Raw genomic sequence first — 24937 nt, forward strand, 5'->3', positions numbered from 1 at the left:
TCATTTCTCCAAATCAGAAAGCCGCCAGCGGCGCGCACGCAGCACCGCCGGATCGAACGGCGCTTCGACCACGCGGCGCAGCCCGGCATGGGCATGAACGATCCCCGCCGGCCCGATCAGCGCCAGGTGAAACTGCCGCGCGGGCAGCGCGATCAACGTGACATCGCCGACCCGCGCCGTGTCGGCCGTTTCGCCAAAACCCGCCGCCGTCAGTCCCGCCGCGACCCGCCCGCCGCTCCATCCGCGCAGCGGATAGGCAGCGGGCGCGACCAGCATCCGTCCGGCCGCGGCATAAGCCGCCCAGACCAGCCCGACGCAATCGACGCCCGTGCGCGGATCGCGCCCCTGCGGGACGAAACGCGCCCCGACCATCGCGCGCGCCGCGGCAAAGGCGCGCGCGCCAAGCTCATCCACCGGGATAGCGCGTCAGCAGATCATTGCCCGGCAGATGCGCCTCGCCACGAAAATTGACCGCATTGGAAAAGCGGCTGCAACAGGTCGCCAACTGCTTGTCGCACCCCTCGATCAATCGCACCCGCGCGGGCAGGGGCGGAAGCAGCGGCGGCATCTCGGCGAGCGTCAGCACCGCGCCCGCCGCCGCAATCACCGGAGTGCGCAGCCCGCACGCTGCCCCTTCCAGCCAGCACAGCTCGCCGAACGCCATCGTGCCGGGCGGCGGCGCGGCATCGATCGTTACCTCGCGCCCGTCGATCGCCACGATGCGGCGCGCATGGGTCAGCGGCGCCAGATTGATCCGGCACGCGGGGTCGCCCAGCGCCGCGCGGCACGATGGCGATGTCGCCGGACAGACCGGCCGGTCGAGCATCTGCATAATGCCCTGCAATTCGGCCGCAAAAGCGCTCCCGCGCCGTTCGATCGCGCCCAGCGTCCCGCGCGCCACCGTCACCGGCGCCACCTCGGGCGCCGTCCAGTCGGTCACGAACAGCGTCAGTGCCGCGCCGTCCCAGCGCCCCGCATCCAGGTCGCGCGCCGCAATCGCATCGCTGCTGATCGCGCCTTCAAGGTCCATCGTCGACGCATCCAGACTGTCGCTCGTTTCGATCGCCGAGGGCTTCATCCCCGGCGCCGCGCGATAGGGAACGCCATCGATCAACAGGTCGCGGTCGTGCGACGTCAGGCCCAGCACCACCCCGTCGCGCCGGGACAGGCGCCAGCACCACGCCAGCGTCACCACTTCGGCGCGCAGCCATGCCGGCGCGGCTTCGGCCTCGCTCACCATGGCGCCCGCACCTCGATCAGCGGAACGCTCGCAATCTCGCCCGCCAGAAAGGTCGCACGGCTCACCTCCAGCCGGTCGTCGGCAAAGCGCACAGGCACGTCGAACAGAAAGCCCGCCGTAACAGCGGCCCCAACCGCGGGGGCATCATCCAGCAGCACCGCGCCCTCGCCCGTTACGACAAAAGCCGCCGTCTCGACGCCGCCCACCGCGACGCGCACGCTTCCTGCGACGGGCAGGCGGATCGCCCGTTCCTGTTCGGCATCGCCCACGCCATAATGTTTGACGAGCGCGAACAGCCGCGTTTCGCCGTCGCCCTCTCCCAGCAACTGGTCACCCGGTCCGGGTGCGCCGCCATCGCCCGCCGAAGCATGATCGAACGGATCACGAAAGCGAAAGGCGCGCGCCGCCCCGCGCCGCGCCCGAAAGAATTCGGCCAGCGTCCGCACATCGGCTTCGGAGCGTATGCCCGGCCCCGCGTCATAGCGCATCCGGGCTTCCGCCCATTCGCTCGCGCGCTGTTCGTGGCCCGAAGGCGAGCTGACGATCTGCGTCGAAAATTCGGTCGCCACCATCGCCTCGCGCCCGATCGCCAGCGGAAAATCCACCGCATCGAAAGCCTGCACCGCATCCTCCCCGTCAAAACAAGTGAAGCCGTCGCGCGCGACCTGCGGCAACGCCCAGATAAAGGCGCGCGCGACACCCGCCGCCTCTGCCGCGTCGGCGGCCGCCGCGATCGCCGCCCACTGGGCGCGGTCGTCGGCATCGAGAACGAAGCCCGCGAAATACTGCTGCGCGGACACCGGATACCCCAGCCGCACCGCCATCGCGGCGCGCGCGCCCGCGCTTGCGGCGCCGCGTCCCGTCGTCACCCAGTCATAATCCTCGAGCTGCAGCACATCGAACGCCGGTGCCGCCCAGCCGAGCGGCACATTGGCGCGGCGCAGTTCGGGCGCCGCGGGATCGAGCACGCTCGGCAGATAGATGAGCAGATGGCTCCGGAAATCGCTCGTCCCCGCCGCGTCGCGCGCCGCCGCCACCAGCGCCGCAGTCGATGTCGCCAGCAGCACCCCCAAGGCGTCGAGCATCGCGCATTGCCCGGCATCGAGCGCGCCGCGGACATCGGGAATCGCGACGCTCGCGCTCCCCAATGCCGCCGTCGTCGCCGCGTCATAGACGCAGAGCCGCCCTGCGCCGGCGACCCACCACCAGGGCTCGCCGACCTGGAACCGCACCGGCAAACCGGCCTCGACCGCCAGCGCGACAAAGGCGCGCGCCACCAGTTGCAACCACCCCATCGCCTCGGCGTGGGCGGGCGACAACAGGGTCGATGGCGGTTCCCAGCCCGTCAGCGCAGGGTTACCCTCGCTGTCGCGCTGCTTCCAGTCGGCGGGGCAATAGGCATCGAATAATTCGTAGGAGAGCGACCAGATCAGCCCCAACCCGGCGGCGGCACATCCGGCTGCAAAGGCGCGGTGCCATGCTGCGCACGGCGCGTTGAGCACGCCGCCCGCGACATCGACCTCGAACCCGCCGCCCGCCGCCGCCAGCCGCATGAAATGGCTCATCCCGACATAATGGACGACCTCGCCGCGATAGCCGAGCTGGACGATCTGCCGCACCACCCGCGCCGGGGTCAGATGATAGAGATCGTCATAGCCGGTCGCGATGCCGCGGCGCAGTTCGGGCAAGATCGTATCGCCGATTGCCAGCACCGACCCCGACCCGTCGCACGCAATGCTGCTGAGCTCGGCCCAACCTTCGACCGGCTCCGCCAGCACGCCCTCGCTGCCGTCATAAGCGGGCGGCACCAACGAAACGAACATCCGGTCGATGTCGCCCGCCCACACCGGATCGGCTTCATCTGGCAGCGAAAAGCCGCCGGCCAGCGCATCGAAGTCGAGCGTGACGAACGCGTCCTCGCCGCTCCCGTCGGCATAATTCCACAGCCGCACATACCAGGCGCGCGGCGCGCCCGCCGCATCGCGCCCCTCGATCGTCAAGGTCGGGCCGTGCAGCGCATCGAGCGACTTCATACCGCCCGACCGCCAACGAAAGCGCAGCCGGCTATGCCGGAAATCGCGCCGCGTCTCGTAACCGAGCAGCGCATGGTCCCAGCGATCCGCCGCCTCCCAGATCAGTCCCGCCAGATCGTGCCTGTTGTGGAAAACCGCCTCGATACGCAGCGCGTCGGGCGCCGTCGTCACCGCGCTCGCCATCATCGGGCGTGCGAAGTCGATGGTCCAGAAACGCGGGTCGAAGCGCTTGACCCAGCCCTTGCGATGATGCGGCTCGGCCGCCACCAGCGCCCAGCCCATCAGGCGTCTCCCGCCGCAACCGCGCGCCGCACCGCCTGCGCCAATTGCCGCCCCGTCTGCGCGAGCCTTTTTGGTTCTTCTGTCCCGCCACCACGAACATTTACGGTGATCGCGATATTGCGCACCGCACCGCCCGTCTCGACCCGCCCGCTCGCGGTCGGGACGAACCATTCGGGGCCGCGCTCGCCGACGCGATAGGCGCGCCCGGCGCTCACCGGCCCGCCCGTCGCGCGTCCCGGCGCGCCGAACAGCGCCATCGCGATCGAACTGCCGAGCGACAGCAACCCGCCCCCACCGCCGCTACCGCCGCCCGTCACGGCCCCGATCCCGTTCGCGATCGCCGCGCGCGCGATGTCGGCCATCACCGACAGCGCGATCCGCTTCAGATCCTCGAACCCCAGCTTGCCGGTCAGCACCGCGCGGTTCAGTGCGCGCTCGATCCCGCGCCCGGCGGCATCGGCGGCATCGACCAGCGGTCCGGTCAAATCGTCGCGCAGCGCCGCGATATCGCGGCGAAACGCGCCGGTGTCGGCGCGCACCGCGACGACCATTTCGTCGATTTCGTCACCCATCGGGATATTGCTCCATCATCGCGGCCAGCGCCGCGCCATCGATGCCGCCGCCGCCATCATCGTCGCCGCGCCAGCCGGCCAGCACTGCCGCCACCTCGGCAGGCGTCGCGGCCCAGAATTCGCCGGGGCGCCAGCCGCAGACGCGCGCCATCACCCCCGCCAGCGCCAGCGCGCCGGGGGCCAGCCGATCGTCGGCCACCTCATCGCCCCTGCAATATCTGCCCGAGCAGCAGGCGCAGCGCCGGCGTCGCACCCGCCAGCCCCGCGGCAACCACCGCCTCACCCACCGCCTCGCGGGTCAGCGCGGCGGGCCGCTCGGCGATACAGTGCCAGAACAGCGTCGCCATCTCGCCCAGCGCCAGCCGCCCGTCCGCCGCCCGCTCGACCAGCGCGAACAGCGGGCCAAGCTCCGCCTCGGCCGCGACCAGCGCGCCGAAACTCGGACGCAGCACATGGGTCGCTCCGCCGATCCGCAACTCTCCCTCGCCGCGCAAGGCGTTCGCCGCCGCGCTCACAGGCTCGCCACCGCGCCGCTCGATTCGAGGTTCAGCGTGTAATTGCGCTCACCATTATAATCGCCCGCATAGTCGAGCCGCGTGACCAGGAACCGGCCGCGCAGCCGCTCGCCGCTTTCGAAGCTCAGCTCATAATCGTCGATTGCCCCCGACAGCGCATGGCCGCGCATCCGAATTTCGGCGTCGGAGCCGGTAAAGATTCCCGCCGCGCTGACCGACACCGATCGCACCCCGGCGCCCGACAGCAGCTCGCGCCACCCGCCCGAATCCTTGGTCGTCACATTCACCGCCTCGCCGTTCACCGACATTTGCGTCGTCCGCAAACCCGCAACGGTGCGATAGGCGGGCGGCGTTTCGCCGTCGCCGATCTTCAGCAGAAAGGCGCTCCCATTTTCGATAGCCATCGTCTACATCTCCTCGCACATAATCATCCGCAAACTGGGGAGTCGCAGGATGCTTGTTTTTTCCATTCTTCTCGCTGCCATGGCGCCGTCGCCCGCTGCCGCCGTCGACAATTCGCGCGCGATCTTCACCAAATGCCTGCGCGACCATATGAAGAAGTCGCTCGAGGCAAAGATGGGCGAAGCCGAATATGAACTCGCGCTCAAGGAAGCGTGCGGCACCGAACGCGATGCGTTCCGCAACGCGGTGATCGCGCTCGATCGCGCCGACGGCGACACTGCCGCCGAAGCGGCCGAGGACGCCGATTCGCAGGTCGAGGATTACCACTCGACCTTCATCGACAAGTTCAAGGACTACACCGAAACCAAGACGATGCCCGCCGACTAGGACGGGGGATGAAGCGGGCGGACCATCGCATCGGAAACGACACGACCGGTTTCGGCCGTTTGCGGCCATACCTCTCCCCTCCCGCAGGCGGGAGGGGTCGGGGGTGGGCATGCGACGTTGAATATACCCACCCCGCTGCGGCTAGCGAGCAAGCTCGCAACCTTCACTGCCCCTCCCGCTGGCGGGAGGGGAGAACAGCGCACGCTTCAAGCGGCAGCTTCCCTCCCCATCCCGGCCGCATTTGATTATCCCCCCACCCTAACCATCCCCAACCAGGCAGCGGCATCGCAGCACCATCTCATGCCGCCAGCCGCCGTCGCGCCCGAAACGCGTTCGCGTCCGTTCGACCCGCGCGCCCACCACCGCCCAGCCGTCGGCGCCGCCGCGCAGCGTCCCGGCGATCGCCTCGATCCGCGCTGGCGCCGCACCATCGACCGCGCCCGCGCCGTGGACCGCCAGCGTCAGGCGCACCTCGCGTCCCGCGCGGTCCTTGGTTCCCCAGTCGCGCGCCTCGACCGCGTCGAGCGCGACGAATGGCGCGGTCGCCCGCGCCGGCACGCCGTCGAATATCCCGTGGACCAGCCCCGCCAGCTCCGCGTCGGCCTGCAACAGCGCCAATGTCCGCGCACGCACCGCTGCCTCCGCGCCGCTCATGCCGCACCGCCCAGCGTCATCCGCCGCCAGGGTTGCCACAGCGCCGCGATGGCCGCCGGCGGCGTCGCCGGGGCGCCGTCGCGCGCATCGTGCAGATGCTGCGTCATGCGCACGATGCCTTGGCGGATCGCCTCGGGAATCCCGTTCGCCTCGGCGGCGATGCCGGCGCGGTAGGACAGACGCGCGCGCACCGCGCCGCTCGTCTGGTGAAGCGTCACCTGCGCGGTGCCGTCGCGGCCGATCACCGCATCCCATGCGTCGGCCGCCAGCACCGCCTCCCCCCCGTCAATCCCGATCAGCGCGACCGCATCGACCGCCACGACGGGCCGCACCCGTGGCACCAGCGGCGCACCGTTTATCGGCAGCACTTCCTCCGCCGCGCGCTCGATCAACCACTGGCCGACAAAGGCTTCGCAGATATTGGTCGCCGCGCGCACCAGTCCGGCGACCACGGCATCGTCGATCGTCGGGCCCAGCCGCAGCCAGCCGCGCGCCTCGTTCAGGCTGACCGGGCTCTCGCCCGGCGTCACGCTCTGCATCGTCATCGCTCCTCCACCCGCACCGTCATCGATCGCTCGTCGATCTGACCGTCGCTCAGCGTGACGCGGTTCGTCACCTGATAGACATGGCCGGCGATCCCGCCCGCCAGAGTTACCGCCGCCTGCTCCAGCTCGTGCGTCTGGGCGGCGATTGTAACCCCGCCAGGCTCGTCGGGCGTTGCCAGCCATTCGCTCGCGACCAGCGCCTGCCCCTCGGGATAGGCGGCGCCCCATTCGAATGCGAAGTCGACCCGCGTTCCGGGGTCTTTGACAATCATTGTCACCGCAAAATCCTTTCGGTCAGGGCTTGCGCACGATGACGCGCCGGGGCCGGTCGCGCGCGATGGTCATTTCGGTCTGCCGCGCGGCAGGCGCGGGTCCGCCCCATGCCGCGGCAAGGTCTCGGCGCGCCGCATCGGCAATCGCGCGCGAAGCGAGGGCGCTCCCGATCATGCCGTCTCCATCGCGGCGATCCGCGCCTCCTGCGCGGCGATCAGGAACAGCGAAAGCTGGTCGGGGCGAATACCGAACCTGTCCCCGGCGGGCGCCGCGCCATCTGCGTCGCCATCCGCGCCGCCATCCCAGCGGTCATAACAAAGAAAGGCATAAGGGCTGTCGGGCGTGGCCTCCGGGACCAGCGGATCGATCAGGCCCTCGTCGGCCATGATCGCCCACACCGCCTGCGCCCGCACGCCGAAATGCAGCCGCGCCCCCGCGGCGCCCTTTTCGGCGATCGCCGCGTTCCACTGATAGAAGCCGAGTTCCAGGGCGATCCGGCGCGCCGCCGCCATTTCCGGCGCCGTCAGCACGCCGCGCCACGTCTTTTCGCGTTCGTCGGACGTGTTGATCGATCCGGTCGCGGCATACAGCGTGCTCGCGCGGTTCGCCGCCCCGCCCAGCGGCAGGGCATTGTCGGTCGAAGGAAAGAAGGATCCGGTCGATGCAGACACATTCCACTGCCCGCCCGCACCGGCCTGAAGACTGAGCGCGACGCCCGAGGGCGTCACCATCTTCGACGCCCATAATTCGGACCATCGGTTGGTCGCGGATCCAAAGGATTGGGTGTTGTTTCCGGCGGGGCGCAGCGCGCCGCCGGTCTCCAGAACCACCCGCTCGACATTGTTGCACCTGAGCGCCAGCACATGCGCTGTCGAGGTGCCGACGGTCATGCCGCTCGCGGTCGTATAGAGAAACCCCCGCACCGTGTCCGATGCGCCGTACAGGGTGATCTGCGAACCGGTCGGGCCGGTCATGTGCAGATTGCGATAGCCGCCGAAATTCTCGGGCGTCGTCGTGCCGATCCCGACATTGCCGGCGCTGCTGATCGCGACGCTGTCGACGCCATTGTTCAGAAACTGGTGCGACGACGCCGCGCCGGTATCATATTGCATCGTCCCCGAACTGCTGATCCGCACCGATGCCGACCCGGCGCTGGCAACGCCGAACCGCCCGGCGCTCGTCTGGACGTCCAGCTTGTTGACCGGATCGACGCCGATGCCGACATTGCCCCCGGCCGTGACACGGATGCGCTCCGTTCCGCCCGTCGCAAGCGCGACGATATTTGCGGCGGGACGATAAAGGCCCGTGTCGGGATCGCTCGCGAACGACACCGATGGCTCGGCGGCACTCCCGTCGATACCGGCGAGGGCCGCGCCCGCAAGCACTCGTCCACCGGCATCACGATACGCAAGCGTCGCGATCGGGATGTTCACCCAATCCGCGCCCCGCCGCACCGTGATCATGTCGCCGGCTTCACCGACGGGCACGGCCTCGTGCGTCGTCGACAGCGGCTGTTTGCCGTCCAGCGCGTCACCGAGCGCCGTCACCGCGTCGCCGACGCTCGCCATTTCGGCCGCGACCATCGCCTGGGCTTCGAACCAGTCGGCGGCAACGGTCAGCGCGATCGTCTTCAGGCCGGGGGCGAAATCGACGCGGGCACCGCCGTCCGACGACGCCGCGACCGCTGCACGCACCAGACGTCCGGCAGAATCGAGATGGCCGGTGCCCACCTCCCACTGGTCGGGCTGCGCCACGCCGGCAATCGTATAATGGAAATCTCTATCGACGGGCACGGTGCCCGCAAAGCGGCGATGACCGGGCACTGCGCCGCTCGGCGTCAGCGGGCCGGTCCCGCCCTCGTGGCACAGCTCGCGCACCAGGTCGGCGAAAAAGGGGGTCGGCATGGCAGGGCCATCCTTTCTAATGTCGCTATAATGTCGGGGTGTCGTGCCGGCGGGTAGGCGCCCGGCCCGTCCCGAAAGGGAAGGGAGCCGGGACCGGGCGCCCTCGCGCACCAACCGCTTTAGCTGGCGGCGAACTTCAACAGCTTGATGGCGTTCGAATCGATGATCGCACCGCCCACCCTTTTGGTTGCATAGAAATGCACGAAAGGCTTGTTGCTGAACGGATCGCGCAGGATCCGTGTCTCGCCGCGGTCGGCGATCAGATAGCCGGCGCGAAAATTGCCGAAGGCGACCGACAGGCTGTTCGCGGCCACATCGGGCATATCCTCGGCCTCGACCACCGGATAGCCGAGCAGCGTCGCCGCCTGCCCTTCGACCATCCCCGGCTGCCAGACGAACGCACCGTCGCTCGTCTTGAACTTGCGGATGCGCGCCAACGTGTCGCTGTTCATCACCCAGCATGCCCCCTGCCGGTACGGCGCCTTCAGCGCATGGACCAGCTCGACCAGCTTGTCCTGCGGGTTCGACGCGGCAAAGGCGCCCGCCGCACCCGATGCCAGATATTGCAGCGTCCCGAAGGCGCGCGCGCTGTCGGTCTCGTTCGTCGCGGCATAGGACAGGAATCCCTTGGGACGGTTCGTGCCGTTGCCGGTCACGAAGGCCGCACCTTCGGCCACCGCGAACTCGCGGCCCAGCTCCCCCGCCAGCCAGTCCTCGACAGCGAACATCGCATCGTCGAGCATCGCCTGGCTTGCCGCCGGATTGGCGTAAAGCTCGCCCGATGGCGGCGCGATTTCGGCAAAGCTGCGCGTCGCCGTCTCGGGCCGCGCCGCGGTCTCGCCGACCCAGCCCGTCGCCGTCGCTCCGGTCGCGACCAGCTTGCGGTATCCGCTCGTCCCCGTCTGTACGACGGTGGCAATCGACCGGATCGGCGATAGCGCCTTCAGCGTCGCCGCGATGCTGCCGTCGATTTCGCGCGGCACCGCATAGCCGCCCTCGCCGCCGCTCGCCCCCGACAGGCTCTTCATCTCGACGCCCGCATCGATCCCGCGCCGCAGATAGCGTTCGACAAAGGCGTCGCGCGCCGGATCGGCCGACGCCTTCGCGCCGTCGAGCGGCAGCCGCGAGGCCGCCACCGCCTGCGCGTCGACCTGCGCCTTCAGCGCCGCTACCGACGCCTTCAATTCATCGACTGCCTCGGCCGCCAATACCGCATCGAACGCGCCGTCGAGCGCGTCGGCTTTCACTTCCATATCGTCCATGCTTGTCACTCCTTCACCAAATCCACCGCATCTCACTTTCCTCGTCATCCCGGCGAAGGCCGGGATCTCGCCCTCTCGTTCGCCTCAGCCGTCGAGATTCCGGCCTTCGCCGGAATGACAATAGAAGGAGACACCGCAATCACCCGCGCCAGCGGCTGCATCGGCTGGGCGACCAGGCTCACTTCGGCGAGGTCGAGCGCCAGCAGCTCGCGCGGCCGCGCCCCGCGCGCCGCGCGCACCCGATAGCCAAAGCTCAATCCGGTCAGCGCGCCGCGCTCGACCAGCCGCGCCGCCGTGGGATGCGTCACCCGCCCCACGACGCGCAGCCCGCGCGCATCCTCCGCCAGCGCCTCGATCGTCCCGACGACCGCGCCGGGCCGATGCTGCCACAGCAAAGGCACCGCGCGCGCCGAACGCAAACTCGCCGCGAAAGCCCCGCTGCGCACGACATCGCCCCCGCGGTCGACCCGGTCGAACACCGAGGCATAGCCGGCGAAGCGTATCTCCCCCTCCCGCTCGCGGGAGGGGGTCGGGGGGAGGGCATGTTCGAAGACCGCGCTCACTTCAGCAACCCCGGCAGCCCCATCTTCATCGCCAGCCCGACGACGAGCAGCGCCAACATCCCGCGCACCGCCCAGTCGACCGCCGCCTTCCACGCGCTCGTCTTCGCGTCACGCCACGCGCCGAGCAGTTGGCGCAGGTCGCTCACATCGTCGCGCGCCGCCGCATCGGCGAGCCCCAGCCGCGCCAGCGCCCGCCGCGCCCCCAGCTCGCTCGCTTCCTCGACCAGCGCCCGCAGCGCCGCCGCGTCGGCGCTTCCGGCCGCACTCGTCCCAGCCCCCGTCCCAGCCAGCGCGATCAACCGCGCCAGCGCTTCATCCTCGTCCATATCGAATACTCCCGTCGCCCCCGCGAGGGCGGGGGCCGCAATCGGCCTAACTCGGCGTCACTGGGCCCAACCACAGCGCCCCCCGCATCCGCGAGGGCGCCGATGTCACGCCATGCCCAAAAGCGCCTTCTTCTCGTCGGCGGTCAGCCAGTCCGCCGCCGACACCTCGCGCCACAGCGCCATGCGGTCGTCGGCGAGCGCCGGCACCCGGTCGAGATCGACGCGCAGCGCGGCGTCGGCAAACCAGTCGACCAGCCCTTGCGCCAGCGCGCCCAATATCTTCGCGCACAAGGGCAGCACGGTCAGCCGCCACAGCGCGCGATTGGCCTCGCGATAATTGGCATAGGTCGCATCGCCTGGCAGGCCGAGCAGCATCGGCGGCACCCCGAAGGCCATCGCGATCTCGCGCGCGGCGCTATGCTTCAGTTCCAGAAAATCCATGTCGGCGGGCGACAGCGACAGCGCCTGCCACTTCAGCCCGCCTTCCAGCAACAGCGGCCGCCCCGCATTGGCCCCGCCCGCAAAACTCTCGGCCAGTTCCTCGCGCAGCCGGTCGACCTGCTCGGCCGACAATGGCATCCCCTTGTCGCCCGGATCGTGGACCAGCGCCCCCGACGGCCGCGCCGCATTGTCGAGCAGCGCCGCATTCCATTTCGCCGCCGCATTATGCGCCGCGATTGCGCCCGCCGCCGCGCCCAGGCACCCCGCACCATAATGGTCGTCGAGCGGGTGCAGCGACTTGATGTGGATAATCGCGGTGCGCCCTCCGCCATCCTCGGCCGCGAGCGCCACCGCCTCGCCGCCTGCCTTGTAGCGATAGGCGACTGGCCAGCCGCGCGCGTCGGCCTCGACCGTCACCCGCTCGGGCCGCAGCGCATAAAGCTCCGCAGGTCGCCCCGCGGCGTCGCGCAAAATCTGCACATAGCCATTGCCGTGCAGCAGCAATTGCGCCACCAGCGTCTCGACCAGCCCCTGCCCGCCCGACGTCGCCGCGACGAGCGCGCCAAGCGCCGGATCGCTCGCCACGACCGGCGCACTGCCGGCAGCCTCGGCCACCAGCCGCACCGCCCGCTGCACGATCGCATTGCCCAGATAACCGGCCCGCACCTGCGCCTCCCACGACAGCGGCGCCGGCGCCGACCACGCCCCATACACCCGCGACAAAGCAGGCCGCGCAGCCCCCTGCGCGGCCTTCCGGCCAAACCAGTTCATGATGTTCTCCTGCCTTGGTCGCCTGAAGCGACCGGCTATTCCTCGCAGATCGTCACCCCGGGCTTGACCCGGGGTCCCGCTTTTTATGAACCCACCGGAATCGATGCACGATCACATCCGCCGCACCCCCGGCCTCCGCCCTTTCCGCACCCCATCGAGCAGCGCCGCCAGCGCCCACACGCACGCATCCGCCCGATCGGGCGAGCGCCCCGGCCCCGCATAGCCGCCGCCCACCTGCAGGCCGCAAAGTTGATCCTCCAGCGCAGCAAACGCCCCCGCATGCACCACCTGCCCACGCTCGTAAGCGAGCGCGACGGGTTCCGCGCGCCGCGCCTTGCCGACGCTCGCATGCACCGCCACCACGGGCAGCGTCACATCGGCCTGGCGCAGCGTCGCCGTCACCATCTCGCCGCCCATATTGCTTTCGGCGACGATCCGGTCGGCGCCCCAGCGCGCCGCCGCAGCGGCGACCGCCAGCGCCCACAGCGCGGGCGGCGGCGTTTCGACGCTCGCATCCTCGACCACCGCCAGCCGCCCGTCGCGCAGCAGCGCCGCGACCACGATGCCGCAGGCATCGCCGTTCGCGCTCGCCGGCGGATCGACGCCGATGATCACCCGCGCCGGCTTGCCGATCGCATCGGTTTCGACCCGGCACCTCTCGATCAGCGCGCGGGTCCACAGCGCGCCCTCGACATCCTCCAGCATCTCGCCATCCAGCTCCTGCCGCCCGAGGCGCGTGCCGCCATAGATCGACCCCATTGTCGCCAGCCATCGCGGTGACAGATTGTCGCTGTTGGCCTGGGTGCGCCCGGCGGTCGTCGCGACACCCTTTTCGCGGATCAATCGCCGCACCAGCGGCACGCCGCGCGGGGTGGTCGTCGCAACGACGCGCGGGTTTTCGCCGATCCGCATCGTCAGCATCAGATTGTCCCACGCCGCCTCGCCCAGCGGCCATTTGGCGATCTCGTCGCACCAGGCGGCCGAATGTTCGGGGCCGCGGAGGCTGTCGGGCTCCGCTGCCGAGTAGAGCGTTGCGATCGCGCCGTTCGCCCAGCTTACCCGGCGAAGGCTGCTCTCATATTCGGGCTGCACCTCGTCAGGCGCGATCGCCAGCAGGCCGCTCTCGCCCTCCACCATCACCTGCCGCGCTTCGTGCAGCGACGCGGCGACCAGCGCGATCCGCGCGCCCGGATGCGCTTCGGCATAGCTGCGCACCCATTCGGCGCCCGTCCGCGTCTTGCCGAATCCCCGCCCGGCGAGCAGCAGCCAGACGTGCCAGTCTCCTTCCGGGGGGCATTGATCGCCGCGCCGCCACCATGTCCAGTCGAACAGCAGGCTGGCTGCCGCATCCCGTCTTAATCTGCGCGACCAGGCGGCATATTCGGCCGCGGGCATGTCCCGAACTTCGGCAAGGCGTTTCAATCCCCCACCTCCTCGCTAAAGGCTGCGTCGATGCCGTCGCCCTCGGCCTCGCGCATCGCTTGCGCGCGGACCGCATCGAGCTTGGCGAGCAACCGGGCCTTGGCGCCGCCCTTCGCCGCGCCGACCCCCGCCGGCAACTTCGCCCCGCGCACCGCCGCGCGGTGCGCGGCGAGCAGCGACAGGCCGAGCCGATATTTCTGCGCCCGCGACTTGAGCGTCGCATCCTTCACATTGCCCGTCGGCGCGATCAAAGCCTCGGACAGCAACTCGGCCTCGAGCCTGACAAAACCTTCGCAGAGCGCCTCGTGCCAGCGCGCCGCGAAACCGGCGTTGCGCCGCCGTTCGCGATACATCGCGGTCGCCGAGACTCCCGCCACCCGCGCCGACGCCGCGACATTCGACGATTCTGCCAGCGATTCCAGAAAAATGTCCATCTGCCTGCGATCGGGACGCGCCTTGCCGGCACCGTCCACCGCCTTGCCGGCCTGCCCCATCACCCGTCTCCCAAAACAAAGGGCCGGAACGCCCTCCCGCATCGGAAGGGCGCCGGCCCGAATCGCAATTCTTCATGATGTGATACTTGTGCCATATGAGCGTGACGATGTCAATATAAAATAACCTATATGGTTATTTTGTCGCCCACACCAGAAAACGGCGCCAAGGTCGCGCGCTGGTCCCCCCTCCCGCCTGCGGGAGGGGGAGCGAGACTAGCGAGCCTGCTCGCTAGCCGCAGCGGGGTAGGCGGATCGCACCGTCGCATCCCACCCCCAACCCCTCCCGCAAGCGAGAGGGGAGAAGATGATCGCAACCCACCGCCGCTACCCCATCCCCACCCGTTCGATTGACGCCCCGCGCCAGATGGTTACACCCTCAACCATCCACCGGAAAAAGGGCACCCATATGATGCGCAAACTCGCCTTGCTCGGCGCGAGCCTTCTCACCCTCGCGGCGCAGCCGCTTTACGCGCAGCAAAGCACCGCCCCCGAGCCCGCAAGCGCCCCCGCCGCAACAACCGCCGCACAGGATGACGCGACCGGCAGCGCGCAGACCGGGCCGCAGCGCCGCTTCACCGGCGAGGATCTTTTCGGCCTCGCCGCCGCATCGGACCCGCAGATCAGCCCCGACGGGCGCCACATCGCCTATGTCCGCCGCGCGAACGACATCATGTCCGACCGCGCGGTCAGCACGATCTGGCTGATCGACACGCAGACCGGCGCCGAAGTCCCCGTCGCGGGACGCGGCGGCGATGCCTTTTCGCCGCGCTGGTCGCCCGACGGCAAGCGGCTCGCCTATGCCTCGGCCGAGGGCGGCAGCGTCCAGCTCTGGGTGCGCTGGATGGACGGGGGCGAGGCGGTGAAGCTCACCGGCCTGCCGACCAGCCCGTCGAGCATCGCCTGGTCGCCCGACGGCCGCTCGATCGCCTATACGATGCTCGTCAAGGACGATGCGCCGCGGTTCGGCAAGGCGCCCGCGAACAAGCCCGAAGGCGCCAAATGGGCCGAACCGCTGGAGGTCCACGACCTGCTCACCTACCGCGCCGACGGCCAGGGCTATATCGAGCCGGGGTTCGAAAAGATCTTTCTCGTCTCGGCGACCGGTGGTGCGCCGCGCCAGCTCACCTTCGGCCCCTATCATGACGGCGGTCCGCTCAGCTGGTCGCGCGACGGCGCAATGCTCTATTTCAGCGCCGACCGCCGCCCCGACTGGGAAAGCGATCCGCTCGAAAGCAACATCTATGCGCTCGACGTCGCGAGCGGCTCGATCACCCAGCTTACGACGCGCAAGGGGCCCGATGCCAATCCGCTGGTGTCGCCCGACGGCCGGATGATCGCCTATCTCGGGTTCGACGACCGGCTGCGCGCTTATGAAAACACCAGCCTCTACGTGATGAACCGCGACGGATCGAACAGCCGCCGCATCGCTCCCGACTGGGATTTCAGCGTCGACGGACTCGCGTGGGACGCCGACGGGCGCGGCCTTTATGCCCAATATGACGAGCATGGCGAAACCAAGGTTGCGCGCATCGGTCTCGACGGATCGGTCCGCACCGTCGCCAGCGGGCTGACGAGCAGCGGGCTCGACCGACCCTATTCGGGGGGCAGCTTTTCGGTCGCCGACAATGACGCGATCGCCTTCACCGGTGGCGGCCCGGCGCGGCCGGCCGAGGTCGAACTCGCGGCCGCCGGCAAGACGCGCATCCTGACCGATCTCAACCGCACGCTGCGCGAGGTGAAAGCGCTGGGCGAGGTGCGCAAGATCACCGCCGCGTCGAGCGTCGACGGCCTGTCGATCGACGGCTGGCTCACCTTGCCGCCGGGCTATCGCGAGGGGCAGCGCGTGCCGCTGATCCTCGAAATCCACGGCGGGCCGTTCGCCGCTTATGGGCCGCATTTTTCGACCGATAACCAGCTTTATGCCGCGGCGGGCTATGCCGTCCTCTCGTCCAACCCGCGCGGGTCGACCAGCTATGGCGCGTCCTTCGCCAATGCGATCGACAAAAATTATCCCGGCAACGATTATTTCGACCTGATGAGCATCGTCGACCGCGCGATCGACCTCGGCATTGCCGATCCCGACGCGCTCTTCGTCACCGGCGGGTCGGGCGGCGGCGTGCTGACGAGCTGGATTGTCGGCAAGACCGACCGCTTCAAGGCCGCGGTCGCCCAAAAGCCCGTCATCAACTGGACGACGCAGGCGCTCACCGCCGACGGTCCCGCCTTCTTCGGCCGTTACTGGATCGGCGCGATGCCGTGGGAGGACCAGACGCCGTTCTGGAGCCATTCGCCGCTGTCGCTGGTCGGCAATGTGAAGACCCCGACCATGGTCGTCGTCGGCAGCGAGGATTATCGCACCCCGGTCAGCGAGTCGGAGCAATATTATACCGCGCTGCGTCTGCGCGGCGTCCCGACGGTGCTGGTCAAGGTGCCGGGCGCCAGCCACGGCGGCATCGCCGCCCGCCCGTCGCAGGCCGCGGCAAAGGCGTCGGCGATCCTCGCCTGGTTCGAAAAATACAAGAAAGGGTGGACGCCGGCCGCCAAGGATTGATCGCCGGCCGGCGCCCGCGCGCCGATCATTTGGTCGTATAGCCGCCATTCACCAGGATCGTCTGCCCGGTCATCCACCAGCCGTCGGACACCAGCATGCGGATCCACGGAACGATGTCGGCGATGTCGGTCAGGCCCGTCTTGGTAAAGGCCGACAGCGCCGCCGCGGACTTGTGATACGCCTGCGCATCGGCGGCTTCGGCGGGATAGAAGAAGGGCGTGTCCATCGGCCCCGGACCGATGGCGGTCACCGAAATGCCGCGCGCCCCGAACTCCTTCGATGCGGCGCGGGTGAAATGCTCGACCGGCGCCTTCGTCCCGGCATAGGCGGCATAGAAGGGCGTGTAGGCGCCGAGCAGCGAGGTGACGAGCGTGCAGATCTTGCCATTGTCGTTGAGGTGCTTGCCCGCTTCCTTCAGAAAGAAAAAGGCGGTCTTGCTGTTGACCGCGGTCATCGCGTCATATTCTTCCTCGCTGATCTCGACGAACGGCTTCTTCAGCACCTTGCCGACCGTGTTGATCGCGATGTCGGGCCGGCCGATCGCCGCGATGGTATCGGCGAACAGCTTTTCCATGGCGCCGGCGGGGGTCAGGTCGGCCTGAAAGGCCACCGCTTCCGCACCGGCGGCGCGGATCGCCGCGACCGTCGCCTCGGTTTCGGCCGCCGCACCCGCGCTGTTATAGTGAACCGCAATCGCCTTGGCGCCCTGCTCGGCCAGATCGCGCGCGACCAGCGCGCCCAGATTCTTGCCGCCGCCGGCGATCAGCACGGTCTTTCCCTTGATGCTGTGGTCGACCATAATCTTGTCCTTTCAGTCTGTTGGGCGGAGCTCCGCCCCGGAGGTGAGACGATCAGCTAGGCATGTTCGACCTTGCCCGCTTCCCGAATCCGGCGCAGTTTTCAAATCGGGCACATCGAGTCGTGGGGACTCGCAAGGAGCTTGATTGACCAACCAGCACCCTGGTCCATGGGACGGCAGCCGGCCGCTTTCACCGCGGCATGTCGTGCGGCGTGCGCACGCGATGCTTGGCCGAATGGACGTCGTCGCCGCCACCGAACAACTGGCTCTGCCGACCGATTGGACCATCGAACAGGATCGTCACACGATCATCGTTCACCTCGACGGCCGGCTCGACCGCATGGAATGCGTCTTTTCCAACGGACCGTCGGGGCGCGCCTTGCCCGCTCCCGGTGACATCTGGATGGTGCCGGCCGCCTCGCGCTACGCCGCCCTCGCGCAGGGCGGATTCGCACGGTTCGTCGAAATCGGCCTGCCGCCGCCGCTCCTTGCCGGCGGCGAATTTCCCGCCCGCGTCCGGCACCGCGATCCCTTTCTTGCTGCCGCCGCCGCGCGGCTTGCCGAATTGATCGCCGACCCGGCCGACGATGTCGGCGCCATGGCCGCGCACGCGATCGCGAACGGAATCGAACTGCATCTCCGCCACCAATATGGGCGCCCGGCGGCCCCGCCCCCGCGCCGGCCCGCATTCGATACGCAAGACCGCCGCCTTCTGGTCGATGCCATCTATGCGACGCTCGACGATCCGCACGATCTGGCAAGCCTCGCGGCGCTCGTCGGGATGGACGTGCGGCGCTTCACCGCCGCCTTCCGCACCGCCTTCGGCTGCTCGCCCTGGCAGTATATCCTCGATGCCCGCCTCGCAGAGGGCGCGCGGCTATTGCGCGAAGGCGACCGGACGATCACCGACATCGCACTATCGACCGGCTTTGCCACACCAAGTCATTTCACGACGCGCTTCACGCGCCATTTCGGCGTTCCGCCTTCGCGCTATCGCAAGCTGGCGAGCGGATAGGCGGGCGCCTCTCGCCCTCGCTGCTCCACGGCGGTTCCAATTGCCGCGCATCCTGCTAGGGTCGGCGCTTCCCCAACCAACGGAGCCCGCTCCCCTGATGTTTCTGCGCCCTCTCGCCGCCCTGCTCGCTGCCGCCCTTGCCGTCCCCGCACTTGCGCAGGATATCAGCACCGCCAATCTGACCGAGACGGTCCGCACCCTCGCCTCGGACCAGTTTCAGGGTCGCGCCCCCGGAACGGTCGGCGAAGAGCGTACCGTCGGCTATCTGATCGGCCGGCTTCAGGCGCTCGGGCTCGAACCCGCCGGCCCGAACGGCGAATGGACGCAGCCCGTGCCGCTGCTCCATACGCGCCTCGGCACCCCGACCGCACTCGCCTTCGACCGGCAGGGCAGCGCCACCCCGCTCACCCTCGGCACCGACATCTATGTGTCGAGCCAGCAGGACAAGGATGTGGCGGCGATCGCCGATGCGCCGATGGTCTTCGTCGGCTACGGCGTCCACGCGCCCGAACGCGGCTGGGACGACTTCAAGGGCGTCGATCTCAAGGGCAAGGTCGCGGTCTTTCTGGTCAACGACCCCGATTTCGTCGCGACGAAGGGCGAAGACAGCTTCGGCAAATTCGGCGGCCGCACGATGACCTACTATGGCCGCTGGACCTACAAGTTCGAAGAAGCGGCCCGCCGCGGCGCCATCGCGGCGCTGATCGTCCACGACACCGACGGCGCAGGCTATGGCTGGAACGTCGTGAAAAGCCCCGGCGGCGAAAACTACAGCCTCGTCGTACCACCCGAAAAGGCGACCAGCCTTGCGCTTCAGGGCTGGATTTCGGGCGAAGCCTCGACCCGGCTGTTTGCATCCGCCGGTCAGGATCTCGCAAAGCTGCGCATTGCCGCCCGGCGCAAGGATTTTCGTCCCGTCGACCTCGGCACCGGCTTTCGGGCGTCGATTCCGGTCACGCATGAAGTCGTGCGCAGTCAGAATGTCCTCGCCAAAATCTCGGGCACCGACCGTGCCGACGAGGTCGTGATGTATGGCGCGCATTGGGATGCCTATGGCGAGGGCAAGCCCGACGAAAAGGGCCGCGTCTACCGCGCCGGTGCGAACGACGACGCGCTGGGCGTTGCGGCGCTGATCGAAATCGCGCGCGGTTTCAAGGCCGCACCGCCCACCGATCGCACGCTGCTTTTCGCCTTCTGGACCGCCGAAGAGCGCGGCCTTCTCGGGTCGGAGGCCTATGCGCAGGCGCCCGTCTATCCGGTTGAAAAGACGGTGGCGAACCTTGGCATCGACATTCTTCAGACGGCAGGCAAGTCAAAGGACGTCATTCTCGTCGGCAAGGGCCAGGGCACGCTCGAGGATGATCTTGCCCGCGTCGCCGCGATGCAGGGCCGCACCGTGTCGCCCGAAAGCCTCCCCGAACGCGGCCTCTTCTTCCGCGCCGACCATTTCAGCATGGCCAAGCGCGGCGTCCCCGTGCTGCTGCTCATGGGCATCGCCGGCGTGTCCGACCTTGTCGACGGCGGCAAGGAAGCAGGGCAGAAATGGGTCGATGACTATACCGGCCGCTGTTACCATCAGGCTTGCGACGCGTGGGACGAAAGCTGGAATCTGGCGGGCGCCGCCCAGGATATCGCGCTCTTCTACACGATCGGCGACGAACTCGCGCGCTCGGGCAAATGGCCCGGCTGGAAGAGCGGCAGCGAGTTCAAGGCGCTGCGCGACCAGACCGCCGCTGTCCGCAAATAGCATCTTGGCTGCGAGGCGGCCCGGGCGGCCGGGGGGAGAGGACGCCCCGTCGCCGCGCCTTGCCCGGCGCTTCGCCTGCGTATAACTCCGGCCCATGACCACCGACAAGATCTACATCAGCGCCAACGACCTTCTTGCCGACTCGTTGCGGCTCGGGATGCAGGTGATCGACAGCGGCTTTGCGCCGACCCATCTCGTCGGCATCTGGCGCGGCGGGGCGCCCGTCGGCATCGCAGTGCAGGAATTGCTGGAATATCACGGCGTCCACAGCGACCATATCGCGATCCGCACCTCCTCCTATCACGGCATCGACCGCCAGGACACGCAGGTGAAGGTTTTCGCGCTCGGCTATCTGATCGATACGCTCGATCCCGACGACCGGCTGCTCATCATCGATGATGTTTTCGACAGCGGCCGCAGCATCCGGGCCTTTCTTGCCGAACTCAGGGCGCGATGCCGCCACAACATGCCGCGCGATATCCGGATCGCGACCGTCTATTACAAACCGCGCCGCAACGTCACCGATCTCAAGCCCGATTTCTTCGTCCATGAAACCGACCAATGGCTGATCTTCCCGCACGAAATCGACGGGCTGACGGTCGACGAAATACGCCGCCACAAGCCCGAGGCGGCGATCATCCTGCGCGAAGGAACGGAGACGCCGCATGGCTGACGCTTTTGCTACCCCGGCGGACCGGGCGGCCTTTATCGCTGCGCTCCCGAAGGCGGAGTTGCACCTTCATATCGAAGGGTCGCTCGAACCCGAACTGATGTTCGAACTCGCGCGGCGCAACGGCATCGCCATCCCCTTCGCGACCGTAGAGGACGTCCGCGCGGCCTATGCCTTTTCGAACCTGCAGGATTTTCTCGACATCTATTATCAGGGGATGGGCGTTCTGCAGACCGAACAGGATTTCTACGACCTGACGGCCGCCTATCTCGCGCGCGCGCATGCCGATGGCGTTCGCCACAGCGAAATCTTCTTCGATCCGCAGGGCCACACGGCGCGCGGCATCCCCTTCGCGACCGTCGTCGGCGGTATCACCCGCGCGCTCGACGATGCGCAGGCCCGGTATGACATGAGCTCGCGGCTCATCATGTGCTTTCTGCGCCATCTCAGCGAGGAGGAGGCAGAGGCGACGCTCGACGAAGCGTGCCCCTGGCTCGACCGGATCGACGGTGTCGGCCTCGATTCGTCCGAAGTCGGCCACCCGCCCGCCAAGTTCCAGCGCGTCTTCGCCCGCGCCCGCAACCTCGGCCTGCGCCTCGTCGCCCATGCCGGTGAGGAGGGGCCGCCGGCATATGTGCACGAAGCGCTCAATCTTCTGGGCGTCGATCGCATCGATCACGGCAATCGCAGCCTCGAGGACGAAGCCCTCGTCGCGCGGCTCGCCGATGACGCGATGTGCCTGACCGTCTGCCCGCTTTCCAATCTCAAGCTTTGCGTCGTCGACGACATGACCGCGCATCCGCTCAAGACGATGCTGGACGCCGGACTTCTTGCCACCGTGAACAGCGACGACCCCAGCTATTTCGGCGGCTATGTGAACGCCAATTACACCGCCGTCGCCGATGCGCTCGACCTGTCGCGGGACGAGCTTGTCACGCTCGCCCGCAACAGCTTTCTCGGCGCCTTCCTCGATGACGACGCCAAGGCGCGTCATCTTGCCGCGATCGACGCCTACGCGGCGTAGAGCATTTTCCAGTCAGGTGGAATCACCTGACGATTCAGAAAATGCGGAAAAACAAGAATCTAGAGCGGGCGATCCGATGCAATCGGATCGCCCGCTCTAGAATTTCCCGCGGACCGAGAAAGCGAAGATCGGCCCGATCAACCGGTCGCGCTTTTCGACGAAGGCAATCGGGCTTTCGCCGCGCAATCCCGTCCACACCGTACGGTCGCGCTTCGACCTTGCATTGAGGATGTTCGCCACCGTCGCACGGACCGTCAGGCCGAACACATCCTTGTTTTCGACAAAGATGTTGGCGAACACCGGCCCCTCCCACGTGGTGTCGATCTGGTTGCGGCGATACACCGGCTGGTAATGCGAATGGTTGGCGCTCGTGCCCCAGGCCCAGTCGCTGCCGGGAATATCGTGGCGCAGGCTAAGCTCGACGACCCGGTCGGTAAAGCCGTTCCACTGGCGCGTCTCGCCGGTGAAGGGATCGCGCAGCGAACTTTTCTGAAGCAGCAGCCGCGCTTCGATCTTCATGCCCTTGATGCCGGCGGGATCGAGATTGACCGTCGAGGTCCAGTCGATCGCGCCGGCGCGCGCCTTGGCAATGTTGCCGACGCCTTCACCATCGCCGATCGGGATTACATCGACCCGGTCTTCGACATCGCGGTACACGAAGAACAGCTTCGTCGATCCCCACGCCCCGAACCGCTTGTTGACCTCCAGTTCATAGCTCCAATCCTGCTGCGGCCGCAGATCGGTGTTGCTTCCATTCTGGTTGTCGTCGTTCAGAAAGGCGCGCGCAAGGAAGTCGTAGAAGCTCAACTGCAGCACACGGCGCCGGATCTTGAGCGACATATCGAAATCGGGCACCGGCGCCCACGCGATCGACAGCGATCCCTTCGGACGGAAAAAACTGCGCGTCAGTCCGTTCGCGCCGCTTTGCGTGATCGTCGACCGTTCGGCGCCGGCCACGATCTGCACGTTCAGCTTGTCGGTGATCTTACGGCCAAAGCTCAACAGGCTTTCGTAGCGATCCTCCTTCACGCCGCCGGTGCCGCCCGGGAACGGAAGCTCGACGAAAGCCCCCGTCGGATCGAGCGTATAAAGCGCCGCGACATTGTCGAGCGTGTTGAAGGCCGCCTCCCCCGACAACTCCCAATCGCCGCCCAGCATCTTCCACTGATATTCGCCGCGCGCGATCGTCTCGCCGATATCGCCCGTCTGGGTAAAGCGATCGCCCACCGCGGGCGATCCGTCCGCAAAGCTGGTGATCACTTCCTGCGAATAGGGTTCATGGCTGAAGCGCCGCAGCCCGATCAGCTTCAGCTTTCCGGGGCCGACCCCGAACTGGTAATCGCCGTTGATTTCGTAATTCCAGCTGTTCGGATTTTCGCGAACGGTGCGATATTCGTCGGGCGCGCCATCGCGCGTCCGATGTCCGAATTCGACATAGGGATTGTAGATGCGCTGATAATGGGCGCCCAGATGGCCCACCGTATCGGCGGGGCCGTCCCAGGTCAGCCGCCCTGAAAGCTTCGGCGTGTCGTAGGGACTGCGCCAGACATCGTGGCGGCGCTCGATGATGTTGCCGTCGCCGTCGGTGATGATCGTCGGCCCGCCCGCGGAACTGCGCGCCGAATCATTGTTATTGAGACCCAGTTCATATTCGATCGCTCCCTTGCGGCCGCGGACCGAGATGTCGCCACGCGTGTAGAGCGGATGGGCATAATGAGCGCGGAACTCGGGCTTCCACGCAAATTGACCCGAAAAATCGTCGGCGCGATAAACGATATTCGCAACCTGCCCCGACAAGCCGGGAATATCGAGCGAGGCGCCATCGACGATTTCGATGCGCTCGACATTTCCGGCGGGAATGCGCGACAGCAATGTCACCATATCGTCCGACTTCGTCGAGGGACGCTCGCCGTTGAACAGGACATTGCCCGTCGCCTGCCCCAGCCCGCGGAGCTGTTCATTGTCGCGGATCGAAAAGCCCGGAACCTGATTGAGCATGTCATAGGCGTTCTTGGGCGCGTAGCGGACGAAGTCGGCGGGGGTGAAGACCTGCCGCGCGCTGCCGCCACTCGCCGGAGCGGCGGCCGGAGCCGGGACCGGCGGCGGGGCTGCACTGTCGACCGCCGCATCCTGCGCGCACGCCGTCGTCGCCGACATCGATGCGGCAAGGGCGGCCGCCAGCGCCATTGCGCTCGTCATCCGCATCACTGCGTGCCTCCGGCTGCCGCATTCATCGAGCGCGCATAGTCGGGGGTAATCCCCAACGCCTTCATGCTGATCACCTGGTCGGAGCTCAGCTTTGCGTAACCGGCCTCTGCCAGCCCGCGCACATAGTCGCGGTCGACGCCCAGCGCCTTGCAAGCGATCGCATCGTTGATCGAGGTGAGCCGAAGCGCGCCCGATTGGAGGTCGCGGACATAGGCGGGCGTCACCTTCAACGCGGCCGCCGCGACAAGTTCGCCGGTGTGCGGACGAAGCCCCGCGTCGATCAGGCCGTCGGCCAGTTCGACCGTCGCATCGACCATCAACATGGCGAGTTGTTCCTTGCGCGTCGGCGCGCCGACACCGCGGCTCTCCAGCGCGGTCGCGAAGCCGGCATCGGGTGCAAAGCGGCATTGTCCCTCGCCCTCATAGGCTGCGTGCAGGCTGCCCGTGCAATCGAGGCGGCCCGCCGCGTGCACCACGCTGAAGCTGACCGGGCCGCGCCCGCCGCCCAGCGTGTCCCGCGCCGCGGAAAATTCCGCGCGGGCACCGTCGAGAGCGATGCTGCTGGTCGATTGCTTGGCGCGAAGCTGCAGGCGCGGATCGCCGTCGCCGTCGTCGGGTTGCGAAACATCCCAGCGGATCGCGCTGGCTTCCTGGGCCGAGGCTGCGGTCGGCTGCGCAGGGGCGGCGCAGGCGATCAGGGTCAACAGCACGCTGCCGGCGGCGACAAATAATGTCTTCGATTGCGGTTTCATTGGGGGCACTCCTCCTCCGTGCGCCGGGCGAGCGTCATCGCTCGCCGCCGCAGCGGCGTTTCAAAATCAGGCTTCGATGAGCGGC

27 protein-coding genes are annotated in these 24937 nt (G+C 68.0%); 6 read left to right on the forward strand and 21 right to left on the reverse strand.

Annotation, left to right across the window (positions count from 1 at the left end):
* From EBMC1_RS07760 to EBMC1_RS07790, 7 genes are read right to left on the reverse strand one after another with little or no spacing between them, the layout of a single operon-like run.
* Complete coding sequence (locus EBMC1_RS07760; RefSeq protein ID WP_003043107.1) at positions 1-414, reverse strand: hypothetical protein; 414 nt, start codon at positions 412-414, stop codon at positions 1-3.
* Entirely contained in the window at positions 407-1240 is an 834-nt protein-coding gene (locus EBMC1_RS07765) for a DUF2163 domain-containing protein (protein WP_003043109.1), read from the reverse strand. The genes EBMC1_RS07760 and EBMC1_RS07765 overlap by 8 nt, the downstream gene beginning before the upstream one ends.
* Positions 1234-3555 carry a DUF2460 domain-containing protein gene (locus tag EBMC1_RS07770; RefSeq protein WP_003043111.1) on the reverse strand — a complete coding sequence of 774 codons (2322 nt, stop codon included), beginning with the start codon at positions 3553-3555 and terminating at the stop codon, positions 1234-1236. Before EBMC1_RS07770 ends, EBMC1_RS07765 begins: the two co-directional genes overlap by 7 nt.
* Positions 3555-4127 (reverse strand): hypothetical protein, encoded by a 573-nt coding sequence (locus EBMC1_RS07775; protein ID WP_003043113.1) that lies wholly within the window; start codon positions 4125-4127, stop codon positions 3555-3557. The genes EBMC1_RS07770 and EBMC1_RS07775 overlap by 1 nt, the downstream gene beginning before the upstream one ends.
* Entirely contained in the window at positions 4120-4326 is a 207-nt protein-coding gene (locus tag EBMC1_RS07780) for a phage tail assembly chaperone (RefSeq protein WP_003043115.1), read from the reverse strand. Before EBMC1_RS07780 ends, EBMC1_RS07775 begins: the two co-directional genes overlap by 8 nt.
* 1 nt (position 4327) lies before the next feature.
* Complete coding sequence (locus EBMC1_RS07785; protein ID WP_003043116.1) at positions 4328-4642, reverse strand: gene transfer agent family protein; 315 nt, start codon at positions 4640-4642, stop codon at positions 4328-4330.
* Positions 4639-5046 carry a phage major tail protein, TP901-1 family gene (locus EBMC1_RS07790; protein ID WP_003043120.1) on the reverse strand — a complete coding sequence of 136 codons (408 nt, stop codon included), beginning with the start codon at positions 5044-5046 and terminating at the stop codon, positions 4639-4641. The genes EBMC1_RS07785 and EBMC1_RS07790 overlap by 4 nt, the downstream gene beginning before the upstream one ends.
* A gap of 49 nt (positions 5047-5095) precedes the next feature.
* Between EBMC1_RS07790 and EBMC1_RS07795 the strand changes: the two genes are divergently transcribed.
* A complete protein-coding gene (locus EBMC1_RS07795; RefSeq protein WP_003043123.1) occupies positions 5096-5431 on the forward strand; it encodes a hypothetical protein in 336 nt (111 codons plus the stop codon).
* A gap of 258 nt (positions 5432-5689) precedes the next feature.
* Here EBMC1_RS07795 and EBMC1_RS07800 read toward each other — a convergent pair whose 3' ends face one another.
* From EBMC1_RS07800 to EBMC1_RS07845, 11 genes are all read right to left on the reverse strand, one after another.
* Positions 5690-6085 (reverse strand): DUF3168 domain-containing protein, encoded by a 396-nt coding sequence (locus tag EBMC1_RS07800; protein ID WP_003043126.1) that lies wholly within the window; start codon positions 6083-6085, stop codon positions 5690-5692.
* Entirely contained in the window at positions 6082-6630 is a 549-nt protein-coding gene (locus EBMC1_RS07805; protein WP_003043128.1) for a head-tail connector protein, read from the reverse strand. The genes EBMC1_RS07800 and EBMC1_RS07805 overlap by 4 nt, the downstream gene beginning before the upstream one ends.
* Positions 6627-6902 (reverse strand): phage fiber-tail adaptor protein, encoded by a 276-nt coding sequence (locus EBMC1_RS07810; RefSeq protein ID WP_003043135.1) that lies wholly within the window; start codon positions 6900-6902, stop codon positions 6627-6629. The genes EBMC1_RS07805 and EBMC1_RS07810 overlap by 4 nt, the downstream gene beginning before the upstream one ends.
* Positions 6903-6924: 22 nt before the next feature.
* Positions 6925-7077 (reverse strand): hypothetical protein, encoded by a 153-nt coding sequence (locus tag EBMC1_RS18355; RefSeq protein WP_156001055.1) that lies wholly within the window; start codon positions 7075-7077, stop codon positions 6925-6927.
* Positions 7074-8807, reverse strand: coding sequence for a tail fiber domain-containing protein (locus EBMC1_RS07815; RefSeq protein ID WP_003043138.1), 1734 nt, complete (start codon positions 8805-8807; stop codon positions 7074-7076). The genes EBMC1_RS18355 and EBMC1_RS07815 overlap by 4 nt, the downstream gene beginning before the upstream one ends.
* 119 nt (positions 8808-8926) lie before the next feature.
* Positions 8927-10069: a phage major capsid protein gene (locus EBMC1_RS07820; RefSeq protein ID WP_003043141.1), complete on the reverse strand. Its 1143-nt coding sequence runs from the start codon at positions 10067-10069 to the stop codon at positions 8927-8929.
* Positions 10070-10113: 44 nt separating this feature from the next.
* A complete protein-coding gene (locus EBMC1_RS07825; RefSeq protein ID WP_003043144.1) occupies positions 10114-10632 on the reverse strand; it encodes an HK97 family phage prohead protease in 519 nt (172 codons plus the stop codon).
* Positions 10629-10958, reverse strand: a complete 330-nt coding sequence (locus tag EBMC1_RS07830) for a DUF6127 family protein (RefSeq protein WP_003043149.1) — start codon at positions 10956-10958, stop codon at positions 10629-10631. The genes EBMC1_RS07825 and EBMC1_RS07830 overlap by 4 nt, the downstream gene beginning before the upstream one ends.
* Positions 10959-11063: 105 nt before the next feature.
* Positions 11064-12170 (reverse strand): phage portal protein, encoded by a 1107-nt coding sequence (locus EBMC1_RS07835; protein WP_003043152.1) that lies wholly within the window; start codon positions 12168-12170, stop codon positions 11064-11066.
* Positions 12171-12281: 111 nt separating this feature from the next.
* Entirely contained in the window at positions 12282-13565 is a 1284-nt protein-coding gene (locus EBMC1_RS07840; protein ID WP_051066372.1) for a DNA-packaging protein, read from the reverse strand.
* Between the two features lie 23 nt (positions 13566-13588).
* Positions 13589-14086: a hypothetical protein gene (locus EBMC1_RS07845; protein WP_003043159.1), complete on the reverse strand. Its 498-nt coding sequence runs from the start codon at positions 14084-14086 to the stop codon at positions 13589-13591.
* A gap of 406 nt (positions 14087-14492) precedes the next feature.
* Between EBMC1_RS07845 and EBMC1_RS07850 the strand changes: the two genes are divergently transcribed.
* Positions 14493-16637 (forward strand): S9 family peptidase, encoded by a 2145-nt coding sequence (locus tag EBMC1_RS07850; RefSeq protein ID WP_003043161.1) that lies wholly within the window; start codon positions 14493-14495, stop codon positions 16635-16637.
* Between the two features lie 25 nt (positions 16638-16662).
* Here EBMC1_RS07850 and EBMC1_RS07855 read toward each other — a convergent pair whose 3' ends face one another.
* The gene (locus EBMC1_RS07855) at positions 16663-17436 is read right to left on the reverse strand and encodes an SDR family oxidoreductase (RefSeq protein WP_003043164.1); all 774 of its coding nucleotides are present in this window, start codon (positions 17434-17436) and stop codon (positions 16663-16665) included.
* Between the two features lie 223 nt (positions 17437-17659).
* On the opposite strand from EBMC1_RS07855, the gene EBMC1_RS07860 reads away from it, so the two are divergent.
* The 4 genes from EBMC1_RS07860 (at position 17660) to EBMC1_RS07875 (ending at position 21892) form a co-directional block, all read left to right on the forward strand.
* Positions 17660-18451 carry a helix-turn-helix transcriptional regulator gene (locus EBMC1_RS07860; RefSeq protein ID WP_058811114.1) on the forward strand — a complete coding sequence of 264 codons (792 nt, stop codon included), beginning with the start codon at positions 17660-17662 and terminating at the stop codon, positions 18449-18451.
* Between the two features lie 97 nt (positions 18452-18548).
* A complete protein-coding gene (locus EBMC1_RS07865; protein WP_003043170.1) occupies positions 18549-20198 on the forward strand; it encodes a M28 family metallopeptidase in 1650 nt (549 codons plus the stop codon).
* A 94-nt stretch (positions 20199-20292) separates the two neighbouring features.
* Positions 20293-20871, forward strand: coding sequence for a phosphoribosyltransferase (locus EBMC1_RS07870; RefSeq protein ID WP_003043171.1), 579 nt, complete (start codon positions 20293-20295; stop codon positions 20869-20871).
* Positions 20864-21892 carry an adenosine deaminase gene (locus tag EBMC1_RS07875; protein ID WP_003043174.1) on the forward strand — a complete coding sequence of 343 codons (1029 nt, stop codon included), beginning with the start codon at positions 20864-20866 and terminating at the stop codon, positions 21890-21892. Before EBMC1_RS07870 ends, EBMC1_RS07875 begins: the two co-directional genes overlap by 8 nt.
* A gap of 96 nt (positions 21893-21988) precedes the next feature.
* Here the strand turns inward: EBMC1_RS07875 and EBMC1_RS07880 are convergent, their stop codons facing one another.
* Together EBMC1_RS07880 and EBMC1_RS17795 are read right to left on the reverse strand one after the other, a co-directional pair.
* Complete coding sequence (locus EBMC1_RS07880) at positions 21989-24097, reverse strand: TonB-dependent receptor plug domain-containing protein (protein WP_003043177.1); 2109 nt, start codon at positions 24095-24097, stop codon at positions 21989-21991.
* Positions 24097-24852: a hypothetical protein gene (locus tag EBMC1_RS17795; RefSeq protein ID WP_003043181.1), complete on the reverse strand. Its 756-nt coding sequence runs from the start codon at positions 24850-24852 to the stop codon at positions 24097-24099. Before EBMC1_RS17795 ends, EBMC1_RS07880 begins: the two co-directional genes overlap by 1 nt.
* Positions 24853-24937: the final 85 nt, after the last annotated feature.

The sequence above is a fragment of the Sphingopyxis sp. MC1 genome (assembly GCF_000371385.1).
Lineage (GTDB): Bacteria > Pseudomonadota > Alphaproteobacteria > Sphingomonadales > Sphingomonadaceae > Sphingopyxis > Sphingopyxis terrae.

Excerpts from the sequence above, each read along its gene's own strand:
- EBMC1_RS07865 (WP_003043170.1), top strand. The coding sequence starts at position 18,549 with ATGTTTCTGCGCCCTCTCGCCGCCCTGCTCGCTGCCGCCCTTGCCGTC.
- EBMC1_RS07810 (WP_003043135.1), bottom strand. The coding sequence starts at position 6,902 with ATGATTGTCAAAGACCCCGGAACGCGGGTCGACTTCGCATTCGAATGG.
- EBMC1_RS07850 (WP_003043161.1), top strand. The coding sequence starts at position 14,493 with ATGATGCGCAAACTCGCCTTGCTCGGCGCGAGCCTTCTCACCCTCGCG.
- EBMC1_RS07835 (WP_003043152.1), bottom strand. The coding sequence starts at position 12,170 with ATGAACTGGTTTGGCCGGAAGGCCGCGCAGGGGGCTGCGCGGCCTGCT.
- EBMC1_RS07840 (WP_051066372.1), bottom strand. The coding sequence starts at position 13,565 with ATGCCCGCGGCCGAATATGCCGCCTGGTCGCGCAGATTAAGACGGGAT.
- EBMC1_RS07855 (WP_003043164.1), bottom strand. The coding sequence starts at position 17,436 with ATGGTCGACCACAGCATCAAGGGAAAGACCGTGCTGATCGCCGGCGGC.
- EBMC1_RS07870 (WP_003043171.1), top strand. The coding sequence starts at position 20,293 with ATGACCACCGACAAGATCTACATCAGCGCCAACGACCTTCTTGCCGAC.
- EBMC1_RS07805 (WP_003043128.1), bottom strand. The coding sequence starts at position 6,630 with ATGACGATGCAGAGCGTGACGCCGGGCGAGAGCCCGGTCAGCCTGAAC.
- EBMC1_RS07775 (WP_003043113.1), bottom strand. The coding sequence starts at position 4,127 with ATGGGTGACGAAATCGACGAAATGGTCGTCGCGGTGCGCGCCGACACC.
- EBMC1_RS17795 (WP_003043181.1), bottom strand. The coding sequence starts at position 24,852 with ATGAAACCGCAATCGAAGACATTATTTGTCGCCGCCGGCAGCGTGCTG.
- EBMC1_RS07875 (WP_003043174.1), top strand. The coding sequence starts at position 20,864 with ATGGCTGACGCTTTTGCTACCCCGGCGGACCGGGCGGCCTTTATCGCT.
- EBMC1_RS07765 (WP_003043109.1), bottom strand. The coding sequence starts at position 1,240 with ATGGTGAGCGAGGCCGAAGCCGCGCCGGCATGGCTGCGCGCCGAAGTG.
- EBMC1_RS07880 (WP_003043177.1), bottom strand. The coding sequence starts at position 24,097 with ATGCGGATGACGAGCGCAATGGCGCTGGCGGCCGCCCTTGCCGCATCG.
- EBMC1_RS18355 (WP_156001055.1), bottom strand. The coding sequence starts at position 7,077 with ATGATCGGGAGCGCCCTCGCTTCGCGCGCGATTGCCGATGCGGCGCGC.
- EBMC1_RS07790 (WP_003043120.1), bottom strand. The coding sequence starts at position 5,046 with ATGGCTATCGAAAATGGGAGCGCCTTTCTGCTGAAGATCGGCGACGGC.
- EBMC1_RS07800 (WP_003043126.1), bottom strand. The coding sequence starts at position 6,085 with ATGAGCGGCGCGGAGGCAGCGGTGCGTGCGCGGACATTGGCGCTGTTG.
- EBMC1_RS07830 (WP_003043149.1), bottom strand. The coding sequence starts at position 10,958 with ATGGACGAGGATGAAGCGCTGGCGCGGTTGATCGCGCTGGCTGGGACG.
- EBMC1_RS07795 (WP_003043123.1), top strand. The coding sequence starts at position 5,096 with ATGCTTGTTTTTTCCATTCTTCTCGCTGCCATGGCGCCGTCGCCCGCT.
- EBMC1_RS07860 (WP_058811114.1), top strand. The coding sequence starts at position 17,660 with ATGCTTGGCCGAATGGACGTCGTCGCCGCCACCGAACAACTGGCTCTG.
- EBMC1_RS07845 (WP_003043159.1), bottom strand. The coding sequence starts at position 14,086 with ATGGGGCAGGCCGGCAAGGCGGTGGACGGTGCCGGCAAGGCGCGTCCC.
- EBMC1_RS07770 (WP_003043111.1), bottom strand. The coding sequence starts at position 3,555 with ATGGGCTGGGCGCTGGTGGCGGCCGAGCCGCATCATCGCAAGGGCTGG.
- EBMC1_RS07815 (WP_003043138.1), bottom strand. The coding sequence starts at position 8,807 with ATGCCGACCCCCTTTTTCGCCGACCTGGTGCGCGAGCTGTGCCACGAG.
- EBMC1_RS07820 (WP_003043141.1), bottom strand. The coding sequence starts at position 10,069 with ATGGACGATATGGAAGTGAAAGCCGACGCGCTCGACGGCGCGTTCGAT.